This is a genomic window from Dietzia alimentaria 72 (assembly GCF_000226215.1).
Taxonomy (GTDB): Bacteria; Actinomycetota; Actinomycetes; order Mycobacteriales; family Mycobacteriaceae; genus Dietzia; species Dietzia alimentaria.
Map to the genome: position 1 here is coordinate 167325 of NZ_AGFF01000023.1, position 16772 is coordinate 184096.

Annotated in this window: 17 protein-coding genes and 1 tRNA gene; 10 read left to right on the top strand and 8 right to left on the bottom strand. The window is 66.8% G+C overall.

Annotated features, from left to right (window positions below):
* Positions 1-71 precede the first annotated feature (71 nt).
* Together ON04_RS10180 and ON04_RS10185 are read right to left on the bottom strand one after the other, a co-directional pair.
* Positions 72-1649, bottom strand: a complete 1578-nt coding sequence (locus ON04_RS10180) for an MDR family MFS transporter (RefSeq protein WP_010541511.1) — start codon at positions 1647-1649, stop codon at positions 72-74.
* Positions 1646-2314, bottom strand: coding sequence for a TetR/AcrR family transcriptional regulator (locus ON04_RS10185; RefSeq protein ID WP_010541512.1), 669 nt, complete (start codon positions 2312-2314; stop codon positions 1646-1648). Before ON04_RS10185 ends, ON04_RS10180 begins: the two co-directional genes overlap by 4 nt.
* A gap of 115 nt (positions 2315-2429) precedes the next feature.
* Between ON04_RS10185 and ON04_RS10190 the strand changes: the two genes are divergently transcribed.
* Positions 2430-2505, top strand: a tRNA-Glu gene (locus ON04_RS10190).
* Between the two features lie 70 nt (positions 2506-2575).
* A complete protein-coding gene (locus tag ON04_RS10195; RefSeq protein ID WP_010541513.1) occupies positions 2576-3466 on the top strand; it encodes a TroA family protein in 891 nt (296 codons plus the stop codon).
* Between the two features lie 27 nt (positions 3467-3493).
* On the opposite strand, the gene ON04_RS10200 is transcribed toward ON04_RS10195, so the two are convergent.
* Entirely contained in the window at positions 3494-4195 is a 702-nt protein-coding gene (locus ON04_RS10200) for an IclR family transcriptional regulator (protein WP_010541514.1), read from the bottom strand.
* 70 nt (positions 4196-4265) lie between these two features.
* Here ON04_RS10200 and leuC point away from each other — a divergent pair, with 70 nt between their 5' ends.
* The 3 genes from leuC (at position 4266) to ON04_RS10215 (ending at position 6859) form a co-directional block, all read left to right on the top strand.
* The gene (leuC, locus tag ON04_RS10205; protein WP_010541515.1) at positions 4266-5732 is read left to right on the top strand and encodes a 3-isopropylmalate dehydratase large subunit; all 1467 of its coding nucleotides are present in this window, start codon (positions 4266-4268) and stop codon (positions 5730-5732) included.
* Between the two features lie 6 nt (positions 5733-5738).
* Entirely contained in the window at positions 5739-6335 is a 597-nt protein-coding gene (gene leuD, locus ON04_RS10210) for a 3-isopropylmalate dehydratase small subunit (RefSeq protein ID WP_010541516.1), read from the top strand.
* Positions 6336-6466: 131 nt separating this feature from the next.
* Positions 6467-6859, top strand: coding sequence for an HU family DNA-binding protein (locus tag ON04_RS10215; protein ID WP_010541517.1), 393 nt, complete (start codon positions 6467-6469; stop codon positions 6857-6859).
* A 46-nt stretch (positions 6860-6905) separates the two neighbouring features.
* Here the strand turns inward: ON04_RS10215 and ON04_RS10220 are convergent, their stop codons facing one another.
* The 3 genes from ON04_RS10220 to cofC are packed head-to-tail and all read right to left on the bottom strand — an operon-like array spanning position 6906 to position 10650.
* Positions 6906-7823: an NUDIX hydrolase gene (locus tag ON04_RS10220; RefSeq protein WP_010541518.1), complete on the bottom strand. Its 918-nt coding sequence runs from the start codon at positions 7821-7823 to the stop codon at positions 6906-6908.
* Positions 7823-9916 carry an RNA degradosome polyphosphate kinase gene (locus ON04_RS10225; protein WP_010541519.1) on the bottom strand — a complete coding sequence of 698 codons (2094 nt, stop codon included), beginning with the start codon at positions 9914-9916 and terminating at the stop codon, positions 7823-7825. The genes ON04_RS10220 and ON04_RS10225 overlap by 1 nt, the downstream gene beginning before the upstream one ends.
* Positions 9913-10650: a 2-phospho-L-lactate guanylyltransferase gene (gene cofC / locus ON04_RS10230; protein ID WP_010541520.1), complete on the bottom strand. Its 738-nt coding sequence runs from the start codon at positions 10648-10650 to the stop codon at positions 9913-9915. Before cofC ends, ON04_RS10225 begins: the two co-directional genes overlap by 4 nt.
* Positions 10651-10759: 109 nt before the next feature.
* On the opposite strand from cofC, the gene ON04_RS10235 reads away from it, so the two are divergent.
* Both ON04_RS10235 and ON04_RS10240 read left to right on the top strand, forming a co-directional pair.
* Positions 10760-11758, top strand: coding sequence for an NAD(P)H-dependent glycerol-3-phosphate dehydrogenase (locus ON04_RS10235; protein ID WP_010541521.1), 999 nt, complete (start codon positions 10760-10762; stop codon positions 11756-11758).
* Positions 11759-11768: 10 nt separating this feature from the next.
* Positions 11769-12869 carry a D-alanine--D-alanine ligase family protein gene (locus ON04_RS10240; RefSeq protein ID WP_010541522.1) on the top strand — a complete coding sequence of 367 codons (1101 nt, stop codon included), beginning with the start codon at positions 11769-11771 and terminating at the stop codon, positions 12867-12869.
* Between the two features lie 49 nt (positions 12870-12918).
* Here ON04_RS10240 and ON04_RS10245 read toward each other — a convergent pair whose 3' ends face one another.
* The gene (locus ON04_RS10245) at positions 12919-13440 is read right to left on the bottom strand and encodes a DUF3515 domain-containing protein (RefSeq protein WP_010541523.1); all 522 of its coding nucleotides are present in this window, start codon (positions 13438-13440) and stop codon (positions 12919-12921) included.
* A gap of 212 nt (positions 13441-13652) precedes the next feature.
* Between ON04_RS10245 and thiL the strand changes: the two genes are divergently transcribed.
* From thiL to ON04_RS10260, 3 genes are read left to right on the top strand one after another with little or no spacing between them, the layout of a single operon-like run.
* Complete coding sequence (gene thiL / locus ON04_RS10250) at positions 13653-14639, top strand: thiamine-phosphate kinase (RefSeq protein WP_010541524.1); 987 nt, start codon at positions 13653-13655, stop codon at positions 14637-14639.
* A 9-nt stretch (positions 14640-14648) separates the two neighbouring features.
* Positions 14649-15170, top strand: coding sequence for a gamma carbonic anhydrase family protein (locus ON04_RS10255; RefSeq protein WP_010541525.1), 522 nt, complete (start codon positions 14649-14651; stop codon positions 15168-15170).
* Positions 15171-15173: 3 nt separating this feature from the next.
* Positions 15174-15884, top strand: a complete 711-nt coding sequence (locus ON04_RS10260) for a uracil-DNA glycosylase (RefSeq protein ID WP_010541526.1) — start codon at positions 15174-15176, stop codon at positions 15882-15884.
* Positions 15885-15938: 54 nt separating this feature from the next.
* Here the strand turns inward: ON04_RS10260 and ON04_RS10265 are convergent, their stop codons facing one another.
* Positions 15939-16733 carry an enoyl-CoA hydratase/isomerase family protein gene (locus ON04_RS10265; RefSeq protein WP_010541527.1) on the bottom strand — a complete coding sequence of 265 codons (795 nt, stop codon included), beginning with the start codon at positions 16731-16733 and terminating at the stop codon, positions 15939-15941.
* Positions 16734-16772: the final 39 nt, after the last annotated feature.

Below are 16772 nucleotides of genomic sequence, written 5' to 3' on the forward strand. Positions count from 1 at the left end.
GGCAGGCGGCGGGTCGCGCGGGTGCGCGGAGGCACGCCATCCCGGGGCGCGGCCGCCGCCCCCGTCAGCGATTAGTCGACCGTCTCCTTGAGCGTGTCCTCGCGGATGAAGAGCAACAGGACGGTAGCAAGAAGAACCAGAGGCACCACCACGTGGTAGATCGGGACCAAAGCGTCGTTGTACGAGCCGACGATCGCGTCCTGCAGCGGACCGGGGAGCCCCCCCAGGATCTCGGGGCTCATCGAGTTGGCGGCGCCCGCCCCTTCGGTGAAGCCAGCCGCGACTTCGGTGCCCTGCGGGCCCATCTGTGCGGCGGCGGCAGGGATCCGCTCAGCCATAAGGTCGGCGAGCCTGCTCACGAAGACGGAGCCCACCACCGCGGAGCCCAGAGTGCCGCCGATTTGCCGGAAGAAGTTGTTGGAAGCGGTAGCGGTTCCCACCTGCGAGATCGGGAACGAGTTCTGCACGATCAGAACGAGCAGTTGCATGCAGAGCCCGAGCCCGAATCCGAACACGAACAGGACCACTCCCAGGTGCACCAGCGTGTCCCGGGCATCCAGCGAACCGATGAGCCATAGCCCTAAGGCCATGATCAGGGTTCCCGCCACCGGGTACCACTTATAGCGACCAGTGCGACTCACGATGTTGCCCACGATGATCGAAGTGCCCATCATCCCGGCCATCATGGGAGTCATCATGAGTCCGGCCTGGGTGGGGCCGAGGCCATGCACCATCTGGATGTAGGTGGGCAGGTAGGCCACGCAGCCGAACATCGCTACACCGATCGCCAGGCCGGCTGCGGTGGACAGGGTGAAGTTCCGCTCGGCGAACAATGACATGGGGATGAGCGGATGCTCAGAACGAAGTTCGACCCGCACAAACGCCACTGCGGTCACGAGAAACAGTGCGCCTAGACCGAGGATGACCGGGTCGGTCCAGTCGTAGCGGTGTCCGCCCCAGGAGGACAGCAGGATGAGCGCGGTGGTGCTGGTGGCCATGAGGATGGTGCCGGGCCAATCCGTCTGCCGACCGGCACCACGGTTGGGTAGGCGCAGGAAGGCCACTGCCACGATCAGGGCGAGCAGGCAGACGGGCAGATTGAACCACAGCGCCCAGCGCCAGCCGGGGCCCTCGGTGAAGAAGCCGCCCAGGAGAGGGCCGAGGACGGACGAAAGCCCGAAGACCGCGCCCATGATGCCCATGTACCTACCCCGCTGACGTGCGGGAACCACGTCGGCGACGATGGCCTGGGACAGAACCATGAGGCCACCGCCGCCTAGTCCTTGGATCGCGCGGGACGTGATGAGTACGTCGATGTTCCACGACAACGCGCCAAGGAGCGAGCCGGCGGAGAACAACAGGATGGCCACAACAAAGAGCGGTTTGCGGCCGATCTGGTCGCCGAGCTTGCCGTATACGGGTAACCCTATTGTCATGGTGAGCAGATAGACCGTGATCACCCAGCTCATCCGGTCCACTCCACCGAGGTCAGCGACGATGGTGGGGAGCGCGGTAGCGAAGATCATCTGTCCCAGAGACACGATGAGCATCCCCAGCAGAAGTGAGGTGAACACCAGCGGGATGTTGTGGGTGGGCGCCGGGCTGGTGGGTGCGGTGCCGTGTGCGGCCGCGGTGGTGGTCTGGCTCATGAGGAACTCCCTGTGGATGGTGCGACGAGCCGTGCCAGATGGCGGAGCGCTGTGCTGCATTCGTCGTCGAGGTCGGCGACCGTGGCCGATTCTTTGGTGAGCCAGGTGGACAGACCCAGGCTCGCGGAGGCCGAGACCAGTGCCACACAGGCGCGGGCCTCGGCGTCGACGGGAACACCGGTCAGTCGGCGTAGTGATGGGTGGCGTGTGAAGTGTTCGGTGACAATGTCCACCAACCGCATCTGGAACCGTGACGACGCGGTGGCCCTGGCCGCTCTGAGGTCGGGGTTTCGGCGGTAGATGTCCCGATGGCGCTGCGCGAGGGTGATGGTCTGGGCGTCATCGGCGGTGCGTGCCGCGGTGAATGCGGCGAGGAACAGCCGCAGTACTGCGCGCGGCACGTCTGGGTCTGCGTCCTCGAGAAACGCGACGCGGTCAGCCTCCACCACGTCCTCGGGTGTGGCGCCGATGACCGCGGCTTCTTTGGAGGGCACGTAGTTGAAGAACGTCCTCTTGGAGATATCGGCCGTAGCGCAGATCTGATCGACCGTCACCTCGTCGTAGCCGTGCTCCAGGACCAAGGTGGTGGCGGCGTTCTCGATGGCGACCATCGTTGCTCGGCGCTTGCGCTCACGCAACGAGTCGAGATCGGACGGAGAAGTCATGGAGGGACACTAACGCAGAAAGTGCACTTGGTGCATTTCTGCATCCGGTGCAGGGCTAGCGGCTCAGGTAATTTGGCGCGCCGTGCGCCGGTTGTTAAGCTGTTCCAGCACCTAAGCCCCCGTCGTCTAGCGGCCTAGGACGCCGCCCTCTCACGGCGGTAGCGTGGGTTCGAATCCCATCGGGGGTACCAGGGAGATGTCCCGGCTCATCAATGATGAGCCGGGACATCGTGTATTTCGGTCCATGAGAGGATCGCCGACGTGAGCGTCCCTCGTGAGAACCCGGGCCCCGTGTCGCGGCGTGGGCTTCTCCGTCTGACGGTGGGCGGGGGACTGGCGCTGGTGGGACTGTCCGGCGTTGCCGCCTGTGGGACGCCCGGGGGGTCGACGACGACGAGCTCCACCCCCTCCCCAGCGGACCCGCTGGCTCCGCCGAGCCCGATTCGGACACCGACCGCGAATGCTCCGGTCCATCGCGTCGTGGCTCTTTCCTCCGCTGACCTCGATGTTCTAGTCGAGCTGGGGCGGGACCCGGTCGCTGCCTGGGCCGTCGACGGGACTGGCCCGCGGCCGTGGCGCGAATATCCGGCCCCGCCTGTGCCGGAGTGGGACGGGCCCGGCCTGCCCAGTCTGCGCTCGCTCCTGCCGTTCGGCATGGAGGCGCTCGCCGTGGCCTCTGCGGACGCGTCGCTGGCGCAACTGCGGGGATACGAGCGGATGGGGACCGTGATCGTCGACCCTCGGGGACGGCCGCGGTGGCGGGACCATCTGGAGTTGATGGCGGACGCCGTTGAGGGTGACCCCTCACCGGCCGCGAGCGCCACCTCGGAAAAGCTCGACGCGTGGGCGCGGGACCAGCGGCGCCTAGGGGTGGAAGAAGTCGTCGTCGTCGTGGGAACCGGAGCCAGACCCGATACTCCCGTCGCGACCCTTGCGACAGACTCCCCGCTCGGCGTCGAGATCCGTGAACTGGGTTTCGAGGTGGGACATCGACCTGAGCCGACGCCCTACCGGGAGTTCCGGCGTCGCGGCGTCCGAGTGGTACGGGTGGACCCGCGTGACGGAGACCTCGTGGCGGCAGTCAGGCAACCGAGTGTCAGCAGTCTGCCGTGGGCGCTGGAACGACTCGTGCGGGCGCGGCGCCCGGCCTGACGGTTCTCCCGATCGAGGTGCTGCCGGTCAGATGCGCTTGTGGATCGCGTCGGCCGCGGCGAGGAGGTCGTTGGCCCACCGCACCCCCGGTCGACGGCCGATGCGATCGACCGGGCCGGACACGGAGATCGCGGCCACCACGGTGCCGGAGGAGTCGCGGATCGGGGCCGAGATGGAGGCGACGCCGGGTTCGCGCTCGGCGACCGATTGCGCCCATCCGCGCCGGCGGACCTCAGCGAGCTGACGCTCGGTGTATGCGGCACCCACGAGTAGGGAGTGCTGGGTCACCGGGTCCGCCCAGGCTGCCAACACCTTGGCTCCGGATCCGCCGCTCATCGGGAGGATGGCGCCCACCGGTACCGTGTCGCGTAAGCCAGTCAGTGGTTCCGCCGAGGCCACGCAGATCCGGCGGTCGCCGTCCCGTCGGTAGACCTGAACGCTCTCCTCGGTGGCCTCCCTCAGGCGGGGTAGGACCACAGCGGCGGCGTCGGCGAGGGAATCGGTCACGTGTGCGGCGAGCGCGGCCAGTCCGGGTCCTAGGCCCCACACGCCCGCGTCATCACGCGACAGGAGTTGATGGATCTCCAGGCCTACCGCGAGCCGGTGTGCTGTGGCCCGCGGTAGGCCGGTGCGCTCGCACAGGTCGGACAGGGCACACGGCTGCTCGGCTACCGCGTGCAGCACCGTCATCGCTTTGTCGAGGACACCGATCCCGCTATACTGTCTCACAGTTCGACTATAGCGTCCTACATGGTGAGAATCCATCGGTTCCTCGCCAGGGATGTGGACTGGAGGCGTGATGAGCGAGACGGTGCCCGGCGGCGATCGGCCGCGGACCCTGGCAGAGAAGGTCTGGGACGACCACATGGTGGTCCGCGGCGACGGGGAGGGCGAGTCGAGACGGCCCGACCTCGTCTATATTGACCTTCACCTTGTCCACGAGGTGACCAGCCCGCAGGCCTTCGACGGCCTCCGTCTGGCGGGCCGTGGACTCCGGCGGCCCGACCTCACCATCGCGACCGAGGACCATAATGTGCCCACCGACATAGTCGGCGGCGCGGTTAACCTCATCTCCGACCTGACGTCGAGAACGCAGATCGAGACCCTGCGTCGCAACTGTGAGGAGTTCGGTGTCCGGCTGCACCCCATGGGGGATGTGGATCAGGGCATTGTTCATATCATCGGCCCGCAGCTCGGACTGACCCAGCCCGGTATGACGATCGTCTGCGGCGACTCCCACACATCGACCCACGGCGCTTTCGGCTCCATCGCGATGGGCATCGGCACCTCCGAGGTCGAGCACGTCATGGCCACCCAGACGCTCTCCCTGCGACCGTTCAAGACCATGGCCGTCACTGTCACCGGTGGACTGCAGCCAGGCGTCTCCGCCAAGGATCTGATCCTCGCAGTGATCGCCCAGATCGGCACCGGCGGCGGACAGGGGCACATCATCGAGTACCGCGGCGAGGCCGTCGAGAAGCTCTCGATGGAAGCCCGGATGACTGTGTGCAATATGAGCATCGAAGCCGGCGCCCGCGCCGGGATGATCGCTCCCGACCAAACCACCTATGACTACCTGCAGGGCCGCCCGCACGCGCCGACCGGCGCCCAGTGGGATGCGGCGGTCGAGTACTGGAACGGTCTGAAGACCGACGACGACGCCGTGTTCGACACGGAGGTCGTGATCGACGGCTCCGCGCTCACTCCTTTCGTCACCTGGGGGACCAATCCGGGCCAGGGTATTCCGCTGGGGGCGTCCGTCCCGCACCCAGACTCGTTCACCGACGAGAGCGCGAGAGTCGCCGCGGAGAGCGCCCTGGACTACATGGATCTCGAGGCAGGCACCCCCATGCGTGAGGTGCCCGTTGACGTGGTGTTCGTGGGCTCCTGCACCAACGGTCGGATCGAGGACCTGCGAACCGTCGCGGAGGTCGTCGAGGGGCGCCGGGTCGCCGATGATGTCCGGATGCTCATCGTCCCGGGCTCGATGCGGGTGCGCCAGCAGGCCGAAGCAGAGGGGCTGGACAAGATCTTCACCGAGTTCGGCGCCGAGTGGCGTCAACCGGGCTGTTCGATGTGTCTGGGGATGAACCCGGACTCGCTCGAACCAGGCCAGCGCTGCGCTTCTACCTCGAACCGGAACTTCGAGGGACGCCAGGGAAAGGGCGCGCGCACCCACCTGGTCAGCCCGGCAGTCGCCGCCGCCACCGCGGTGACCGGCCGTCTGTCCTCACCCGTTGACCTCGAGCCCGCGAAGGGGGCCTGAAACATCATGGAGCCGATCACCACCCACACCGGCATCGGCGCCCCGCTGCGCCGCTCGAACGTGGACACCGACCAGATCATTCCCGCCTCTTATCTCAAGCGCGTCACTCGAACCGGTTTCGAGGACGGACTCTTCGCGTCGTGGCGCGCGAACGAGCCGGACTTTGTGCTCAACCGGGAGCCGTACGATCGCGCCTCCGTACTCGTGGCGGGCCCAGACTTCGGTACGGGCTCGTCGCGCGAGCACGCGGTATGGGCGCTGATGGACTTCGGCTTCCGCGTGGTCATCTCACCGCGGTTCGCGGACATTTTCCGGGGAAACTCCGGCAAGTCCGGGCTCGTCGCAGCTCAGGTAGAGCAGGGCGATGTGGAGCTGCTGTGGAAGATCATGGACGAAAGACCGGGTATTGAGCTAACGGTCGATCTCGGTTCCCGGACGGTCACCGCGGGGGATGTCACCGTGCCTTTCGACATCGACGACTACACGCGCTGGCGACTGATGGAAGGGCTGGACGATATCGGTCTCACGCTGCGGCAAGCCGACGCCATCGAGGAGTTCGAGAACGGTCGGCCGGCGTTTAAGCCGGTCACCCTCAGCAACTGAGCCTGTAGATAAAAAAAGTTACGGAGTCTCCTCCGGTTTGCCTACGGCTGGCATGAACGTGTGAGTACGCTTATCTCGATCGGTGCGGAATGATTCCGCACCTGCATCACTCACTCGAAGGGGGACCCGACGTGAACAAGGCCGACCTGATCGCCGAGCTGGCGGACCGGATGGGCGGCGACCAGCAGCTCGCCACCGAGGCGCTGGAGAACACGCTCGACATCATCGTGCGGGCGGTGTCGTCCGGCGAATCCATCACCATCATGGGGTTCGGCATCTTCGAGAAGCGTGCGCGAGCAGCCCGGGTAGCCCGTAACCCCCACACCGGGGAATCCATTCCGGTCCCGCCGACCTACTCGCCCGTCTTCCGGCCCGGCCAGTACTTCAAATCCGTGGTCCAGGGTGATGAGTCACTGCCCGAAGGCCGGCTCGCCGCCAAGCGGTCGAGTTCCCACCAGTCGTTCGGCGGTCTCCATCCCACCGGGATCGCTCATCGCGACAAGGTGAGCGGAGTCATCTCATAGGGGTCGAGAGCCCGGCAGCCCGTACGCAGGCCGCCGGGTTTTCGCGTCAGCGCACGGGCAACGGACTGGGATAATAGTCCGCATAGACCAGTACGCCGTCGTTGAATCCGAGTCCCCACGCCCCGGCCTTCTTGGTGGACGCGTTCTCGACCCGGAGTCCCGCCAGCTCTGCGAGATCGCCGATGAGGCCCGGTATCGCTGTGCCCTGTGAGCTCACCGCCGGCACGCCGCCGGTGGACGCAAGCTCCACAAGTCGTGTGCGCGCGGCTACCGGGTCGTCCATGTACGCCTCGTCGCTGAGGGCCGGCTCGCTCGCGATCTCCACGTCGAGCTGGTCGGAGAGCGGCACGAGGGTCTGCTCACAGCGCACCCGCGGAGCGCTGTGTAGCCGTCGTACGCCGAAGGCCTGCAGCATGGGCGCGAGAAACTCCGCCTGCGACCGGCCTGCCTTCTCAAGTGGACGGAGTGAATCGTCACCGCTCCACTCACTTCGTTTTCCGGCCTTGGCGTGCCGGACAAGCAACAGGCTGGAGTCCGCGGACGGGCCGTCGGCAAAACGATTGAGAATCTTCCGGTCCAACGCGTACGTAACCTGCTCCTTGGCCTCGTCGAGAGGCAGCCACCGGAGTTCGTCTACTTCGGAGTTGGGCTCGAAGGCACCATCCGCGGCGACAGCCGCCCAGTAGGTGACCTCCTTGCGGGTGTTCTCCTTCAGCGGGTACCCCGTGGTCCCGATACGGGAGCCCAGGACAGCCTTGAAACCAGTCTCCTCCGCGATCTCACGCACGGCCGTCACCGGTAGTGACTCCCCGGCGTCGACCTTGCCTTTAGGGAGTGACCAGTCGTCGTACCTGGGACGGTGGACCACCGCACAGAGCGGGGCGTCGCCCTCCATCCGGTACAGCACGGCGCCGGCGGCCGGGACGACCCGAATTTTCGACTTAGCGTCGGACGATCGCGCCATCAATTCCGGAACCCCGCGCGAACGGTTGCCATACGTTCCTGGTGGTCGAACGAATCGCCCCAGTCCGCCTCAGCGGGCATCCGGGACCAGGTGGCATCGGGTTGCAGATGGAAGCTACGTGCCGCCGGATCGAGTGCCGAATCGAAGATGCGGTGGATCTGCGACTTGAGACGCGGATCGGTGACGGTGACCATCACCTCCACACGACGATCAAGGTTCCGGTGCATCATGTCCGCGCTCCCGATCAGCACCTCGTCCGCACCCCGGAAATTCAGGATCCGGGAGTGCTCGAGGAACCGACCCAGGATTGACCGGACATGAATGTTGTCGCTGAGTCCGGGAACCCCGGCACGGAGCGCACAGATCCCTCGGACCACGATCTCCACCGGCACACCTGCCTGGGACGCGCGATACAGCGAATCGATGATCTGCTCGTCCACCAGCGCATTGGCCTTCAGCCTGATGCCGGCCTCGCGTCCCTCGGTCGCCAGAGCGATCTCGCGGTCGATCCGCTCCATGATCCCGGACCGGATCCCCTCGGGGGCTACCAGCAATCGGCGGTACTTGCTGACATTGGAGAAGCCCGTGAGGTGGTTGAACAGATCGGTGAGGTCCGACACCACGTCCTCGTTGGCGGTGAACAGGCCCACGTCCTCGTAGAGTCGGGCCGTTTTGGGGTTGTAGTTTCCGGTCCCAATGTGGGCGTAGCGCTGCAGCCGATCGCCTTCTTTGCGTACCACGAGACAGGTTTTACAGTGCGTCTTGAGGCCGATCAGGCCATAGACCACATGGACGCCCGCCTGCTCGAGTTCGCGCGCCCAACGAATGTTGTTCTGCTCGTCGAACCGGGCCTTGATCTCGACCAGTGCGACAACCTGCTTGCCAGCTGCGGCGGCGTCGACCAGGGCGTTGACGATGGGGGAGTCTCCCGACGTCCGGTACAGCGTCTGTTTGATCGCCAGGACGTTCTCGTCCGCCGCGGCCTGTTCGATGAACCGCTGCACGGTGGTGGCGAACGAGTCGTATGGATGCTCCACCAGGACGTCACCCTCGTGGAGGGAGTCGAAGATGTTCCTTGCCGTCTCGCGCTCGCCGAACGCCGGGGGAGTGGCCGGCACCATGGCCTGGTCCTTGAGGTCGGGAAGGTCGAGCCGGTGCAGTTGCCAGAGTCCCGTCAGGTCCAAGAGCCCGGGGAATCGGATGACGTCCGCGGAGTCCACATCGAGTTCGCGTTGCAGGATCCGGAGCATGCGCTCGGTGGTGTCCTCGGCGATCTCCAGGCGGACCGCCGAACCGAAGCGTCGACGCGCGAGTTCCCGCTCGAGAGCCTGCAGTAGGTCCTCGTCACGGTCCTCCTCGACCTCCATGTCCGCGTTGCGGGTCACACGAAACACGTGGTGCTCGACGATCTCCATGCCCTGGAAGAGCTCACCGAGGTGTGCGGCGATGATCTCCTCGGCTGGGACGAACGTGAACACTTCCTCGATCCCACGGTCGACCCGGACGAACCGCGGCACATTGTGGGGGATCTTTACCCGAGCGAAGTGCTCCTGGCCCGAGTCAAGGCTCTTGATGATCACCGCGAGGTTGAGACTGAGGCCGGAGATGTACGGGAACGGATGAGCGGGGTCCACGGCGAGCGGGGTCAGGACCGGGAACATGGTGTTGCGGAAGACCTCGGAAAGGGAGAACCGCTCATCCGCGGTGACCTCCGACCATCGGAGGATCCGAATGCCGTGACGTTCGAGCTCGGGTTGGATCTCATCCTGGAAGATCCGGGTCTGTTCGTCACACAGTTCGCGTGTCCGGACGCTGATGCGGACCAATTGCTCCGCCGGTGTCTGGCCGTCCGCGGACCGCACGGACAGGCCCGTCTTGTCGCGGCGCTTCAGGCCGGCCACGCGCACCATGTAGAACTCGTCGAGGTTCGACGCGAAGATCGCGAGGAACTTGGCCCGCTCGAGTAACGGCACGTCTCTCTCGCCGGCGAGAGCGAGGACCCGGGAGTTGAAGTCGAGCCAGCTCAGTTCACGGTTGAGGTAGCGATCCCGGGCGCGGGGAAGTCCCTTGAGGTCGTGGTCGTCTGCGGTCACGGGACCATTGTGACTGAAACTCCGGACGCGCGGGTGCTGGGCGGGGACTCGTGCCGTAGGACAACCGCGGTTGCCGCACCCACAGGACGATGTGCGAGGTCGTCGAGGTCGACGGGGGTGTCGACATCGCGAGTCGCCGGTGCGGGCGATGCTTCGCCGTGGAGAGTGACCGCCCCGCCCTCGGCCCGGTGACGGTCAGCCGAGCCCGCTCCGAACCTCGGGGTGCGCGCCGCCGCGGGGCCGGTCCAGAACGCCATGGTCGTCCCCTCGCCGCTGCGGTCGGTGATGATCGAGTGCGGGTGCGAGGACGCCGCGGCGAGGATCCGACCAAGGTGCTCGGCCGTGATCTCTGGCAAGTCGGCCGTCACCACCCCCACCGGGCCCCGGATATCTCTGAAGGCCACCGCCAGCGCGGCGTTGAGGGTGTCGTGGTCGGAGGCGTGTTCACCTCGCCCGGCCTCTGCCTTCCCGGCCGGTTCCGCAACGAACTCGGCGCCGATCCGGAGGGCCATCGCCTCGAGCTCCGGATCCGGAGAGACCACGCGGACCCTCGACACGCCGGGTGCGGAGACGCACGCACGCACGACGTCGGTGGCCATAGCCATGACCAGGTCCCGTCGTCGCGGGGCGGTCACAGCCCCAGCCAGGCGGCTCTTCGCGCCCGCAAGCGCCTTGACGGGGACGACGATCGTCCACCCGTCAACCGCGACCACGTGCTCACCCGGCGTGCTCATCGGAGGCCATCCTGCCAGCCACGCCTCAGGACCGCCCCCAGGCGGGTAGCGTTTGTTCACGGTCCACCTCGGGTGGGGGCACGTGGAGGACGAGAGTCGGGAGGCGATGATGGCGCGGATCGCGGTGATGGGTGCGGGATCGTGGGGAACCGCGGTGGGGAAAGTGCTCGCGGACGCGGGGTCCGAGGTCGTGATGTGGGCGCGTCGTGACGAGGCCGCACGCGCTCTGAACGAGCATCACTGCAATTCCCGGTATCTGCCGGATATCGTTCTCCCCGCCACGATCACGGCCTCGACGGACCCCGCGGAGGTTCTGGCCGGTGCGGATGAGGTCGTGCTGGCAGTACCGTCGCAGAGTCTGCGCGGCAATCTCGAGCAGTGGGTGGACTTCTTCGAGCCCGACGCCGGGGTCATCTCTCTCGCCAAAGGTATCGAGACCGGGACACTGAAGCGGATCAGTGAAGTGGTGGCTGAGGTGATGGGGCTGCCGGAGAGCAAGATAGCTGCGTTATCGGGACCCAATCTCGCTCGGGAGGTGGCTGAGGGTCAGCCCGCCGCGACAGTGATCGCGTGCACAGACGAGGACCGGGCAGCGCGTTTGCAGGACGCTTTCACCACCTCATACTTCCGGCCCTACACGAACACCGATGTCGTGGGCTGTGAGATCGGGGGAGCGACCAAGAACGTGATCGCGCTGGTGTGCGGTATCGCCTCGGGGATGGGGTTGGGCGACAACACGATGGCGACACTCGTCACCCGGGGGCTGGCGGAGACCACCCGCCTAGGAGTGGCGCTGGGCGCCAACCAGATGACATTCGCCGGTCTTGCCGGTCTCGGAGACCTGGTCGCAACGTGTACTTCACCCTTGTCCCGCAACCGCACGTTCGGGGAGCGACTCGGCAAAGGGGAGACGCTCGAGCAGGCCCAGCAGGCGACCAACGGCCAGGTGGCGGAAGGGGTCAAGTCCTGCACCTCGATACGTGACCTCTCCCGACAGGTCGGGGTGGAGATGCCACTGACGGAGGCGATCCATGAGATCTGCCACGAGGGGGGCGACGCCGTCGAGGTGGCGGTGCGCCTTATGAGCAGGAGCACCAAGCCCGAGTAGCCTCGGCTCGGTGAACCGCATCACCGTTGCCGTACTCTACGGCGGCCGCAGCTCCGAGCATTCCGTGAGCTGTGTGTCCGCCGGCGCCGTCATGAGCCACCTCGACCGGTCGGTCTACGACGTGATCCCCGTCGGGATCACCGACTCGGGGGTATGGACCCTGGGGCCGGAGGACTTCTCAGACCTCCGGATCGTCAATCGCGCCATGCCGGTCGTGGACCCGCAGCGACCCCGGGTGTCGTTGGGGCTCTCCACCGAAGATCGAGGGGTCTTACGATTTGTCGACGGCGAGAAGGCCGGCGACGAGATCGCGCATGTCGACGTGGTGTTCCCGGTGATGCACGGAACGCACGCCGAGGACGGGACGATACAGGGATTGCTCGAACTCTCAGGCGTCCCGTACGTCGGCCCCGGGGTGTTTGCCAGTTCTGCTGGGATGGACAAAGAGTTCACGAAGATCGTGCTGGGTGCCGCCGGACTTCCGATCGGCCGGCAAGTGGTCCTGCGGCCGGGTAGCGCGACTCTCTCCGACGACGAGCGCACGGATCTAGGGCTGCCGCTGTTCGTCAAGCCCGCCCGTGGTGGATCCTCCATCGGAATCACCAAGGTCTCCCGGTACGAGGATCTGGATACGGCGATCGCTGAGGCGCGGCGCTTTGACCCCAAGGTGATCGTCGAGGCCGCGGTCGTCGGCAGAGAGGTCGAGTGCGGCGTCCTGGAATATCCGGACGGTCGAGTAAAGGCCAGCCTGCCTGCGGAGTTACACATTCCAGGCGAGCCCACTGATTCGGAGGGCGAAGGCACGGGCGAGGCCTTCTACGACTTCGACACCAAGTACCTCGACGACGTGTGCACTTTCGACCTACCAGCCGAACTCCCGCACGAGCAGACCGACAACCTGCGCGAGTTGGCGATTCGCGCGTTCCACGCCCTCGACGCCCGCGGGCTGAGCCGCGTCGACTTCTTCGTGACCGAGCACGGTCCGGTGATCAACGAGGTCAACACGATGCCGGGGTTCACGCCGATCTCGATGTACCCACAGATGTGGGCAGCGACCGGGGTGGACTATCCGACGCTCCTCGACACACTCGTTCGTAGCGCACTCGCCTAGGACAGGAGAAGCCGCGGCCAGTCGGCCGCGGCGACTCGATTCGGGGGGATCAGCCGATCGGCGCAGGTCGCGGCTCCACCGCTTCGAGAGTGGCGGCGAGCGCGTCGGACAGATCCTGGATCGGGCCGGTGCCGCTGCCGTCGGGCAATGTCACCGCGACATATTGCGCGCGGTCCACCGCTACCCAGGTCGATGCGGTGATCGCCGGATCCGGATCGGGCTCGTTGAACCACTGGACGCCGTTGACCTCCTGTAGTGATGTCCCCACGATGAAGGTCGGAGGCGCGGGCAGTCCACAACGGACCACCACGGGCTCGGCGTCGGGCATGCGGTAACCGGCTGCGCCCGGAGGCGAGGGTTCGGAGAACGCCACCCGGGTGGCGTCGCCGAGGGTCTCCGGCAGCGATTCGACGAGCATCGTGCACTCCTGGGACTCCGCTCCGGGGGCAGGCAGCGTCACCGCGGTCACGGGTTCACTCGCCGCGGCTTCGGCGGCGTCGTTACCAATGTCCCGCACCATCACCAGGACCACCACCAGCAAGACCAGCGGCACGACGATCGCTGTGATCACTACGACCTTAGAGACAGGAAGACCCGACCCAGGGGAATCCCCGGTGTCACGGGGGCCGGCGCTGTACCTGTCAGGCGGTACGCTGTCCGTCGTTGCCACGTCGCGTCGTCCTCTCTCGGATGGATGGGCCGTCGGACACGGCCCGCTAGCCTGACGGCAACGTTACAGATCGGCGCCGGCGAACCCGGTGCCAGACACCACCGGGGGAGCACATGGCGGGCGTGGCCGATCGGACCGTGGCGGTCGCCGAGGCTGGTGAGGCCGCGGTAGTGAAAGTGCTGAGCGGGCCGGCGGGACTCACCGGATCAGACCTCGTCGGCAATGGTGACGACGCGGCCGTGCTCGGGCCTGCCGCAGCCACCGTGGTGACCACGGACATGCTCGTCGAGGGCACGCACTTCCGCCTGGACCTGACGTCGTGGGAGCAGCTCGGCCGACGGGCGGTCGCCCAGAACGTCTCGGATGTGCTTGCGATGGGCGCCGATTGTTCCCGGGTGCTGGTCGCGCTCGCGGTTCCCGGGGGCACGACAATGGGACAGATAGAGGATCTGGCGGCCGGCGTTCATGCTGAAGCAGCGCGATCCGGCGCCGTGGTCGTGGGCGGCGACCTGACGAGTTCCGACTCCGTCATCGTGGGCGTCACGGCCATCGGCACGCTGCCGGCCGGTGCGGAACCTCTCCGGATAGATGGGGCGAAGGTAGGACACCAGGTGGCGTTGACCGGGGTCCCCGGACGGTCCGCAGCGGGACTGGCTCTGCTCATGGCGGGGCATCGGGACGGACCCCTGCAGAATGCGCATCGCGTCCCCTGGACCCCGATCGGGTCGGGACGGGCGGCGCGACTCGGCGGGGCCGGGGGCCTCACCGACGTCAGCGACGGTCTACTTCGTGATCTCGCTGGGCTCGCGCGCGCCTCGGGAGTGGCCGCGGACCTCCTCGTCGACGCTCTTCCCGTCGATACGCTGCTGCTCGAGGCCGCGGTCACCCTCGGGGCGACGGACCCCTCGGCGCAGGTCCTGGACTGGATGCTCGACGGGGGCGAGGACCACGGACTTCTCGCGACGTTCCCGGCCGGCGCCACCATCCCCCCGGAATTCACGGTCGTGGGCACGATTCGGGCCGGGACCCCCGGTGAGGTGACCGTCGACGGGCAGCCGAGGATCCCTGGAGGATGGGACTCGGCGCGCGGCGCGAACTAGGATGCCTTCATGGCTGTCTATGCACTGGGAGACCTCGAACCCGACATCGCACCCGACGCGTGGGTGCACCCCGACGCGGTGGTCATCGGACGGGTGCGACTCGGTCCCGGCGTGTCCGTGTGGCCCACCGCAGTACTGCGGGGCGATTACGGTCGGATCGAGGTGGGAGCCATGTCCAACATTCAGGACGGGACGATCGTGCACTGCACCGAGTCGGATCCCACGATCCTCGGTGAGCACTGCATTGTTGGACACAACGCGCACATCGAGGGCGCGACCATCGGAGACGGCGCACTGATCTCCTCCGGATCCGTGGTTCTCAACGGCTCCGTGATCGGGGCCGGGGCGATCGTGGCGGCCGGCTGCCTGGTTCCGCCGCGGTTCGAGCTCCCCGCTCGCCGCATGGCCATGGGGACCCCGGCCAAGATCCGGGAAGGCTTTGACGTGGACCCGGCGAAGCTCGCAGGCAACACGGAGTTGTACCACGAGAACGCGATGCGATACCGCGCCGAATTACGCCGGCTCGACTGAACGGTGGGTCACGAGTTCACGACGCTCCAGACGCTGAGGGAGCAGCTCGACCCGGGATGGGCGCGAGCGCTGGCCCCGGTAGAGGACCAGATCCACCGCATGGGCGATTTCCTGCGTGCCGAGAATGCGGCGGGACGTGGATACCTTCCGGCCTCGGACCGGGTGCTGCGGGTGTTCGCCCAGCCCTTCGACGACGTTCGAGTGCTGATAGTGGGGCAGGACCCGTATCCGACCCCCGGGCATCCCATCGGCTTGAGTTTCGCCGTCGACGCCAACGTGCGGCCGCTACCGCGGAGTCTTGGCAACATCTACCGCGAGTACACCGAGGACCTCGGACTCCTCGCGCCCGCCCACGGCGACCTGGGGGCCTGGACACGATCGGGCGTGCTCCTGCTCAACCGGGTGCTCACCGTCACGCCGGGAGAGGCTGGTTCGCACCGTCGAAAGGGTTGGGAGGCCATCACGCAGCGCGCCATCGAGGCGTTGGTGGAACGAGACCGGCCGATGGTGGCGATCCTCTGGGGCAGGGATGCGCAATCACTGACCCCGACGCTCGGCGACACGCCGGTCATCGCGTCGGCGCACCCGTCGCCGCTTTCCGCCCGGAGAGGGTTCTTCGGTTCCAGACCCTTCAGTCGGGCGAATACTGAGCTCGAACGATTAGGTGACGCGCCCGTCGACTGGACGCTGCCCCAGGAACCCGAACAGTCGTAGGGGCCACGACGGGCTCTCCACATTCCAGCTGTGTACCGGGCACTCGCGTCAGGTTCAGGAGCGGCCGAAATCTGGGGTCCGCTTTGCGACGAAGGCGTTCACGCCCTCGATACCGTCCGGCGTGGAGGCCAGGCGGGCTATGGAGTCACGCTCGGCGTCCAGCTGGTCAGACAGGGACGCGTGTTCGGAGGCCCGCAGCAGGGCCTTGGTCGCGGCATGGGACTCGCGCGGACCGGCCGCCAGCCGCACAGCGAGTGTGCGGGCGGCGTCCTTGACGTCGCCCTCGGTGAACGTTGTGAGCATCCCCAAGCCGTGGGCGCGCGTACCGTCCATGGGCTCGTTGCTCATGATGAACGCGCGCGCACCGGATTGCCCGATCGCGCGGGGGAGGCGCCAGGACATCCCGCCGTCGGGAGAGAGTCCGATACCGGGGTAGGCGGCGAGGAGGCGGGTGTCGGGGCCGCCCACGGAGAAATCGGCGGCTAGCGCCAGGGACAGTCCGGCGCCCGCGGCCCAGCCTGACACCGCTGCGATGACCGGGATGGTCAACTCGTCCAACTGGCGGATCACGCGGTGGAGTCGATCCGCCAGATCCCGCACGTGCTCGGACCGATCCGTCGCGGCTGCGAATCCGCCCACGTCGCCCCCGGCACAGAAGTTCTTACCCAACCCCACCAGGAGCAGTGCGCCGGCCTGGATCTCCCCGGCGAGGACGGCTCGAAGTGCGATCGATGCCTGGTCAACCGCGTCGGAGTCGAGCGAGTTGCCTTTGCCCTCCAACGAGATCGGGACGGTCAGCACGCCGTCCTCCAGCGTGCTCAGGGGAATGGAGGTGAGATCAAATGTCATTGCAGGGAGCTCCCGTGTCGTGTCGCTGTCTCGGCCTGT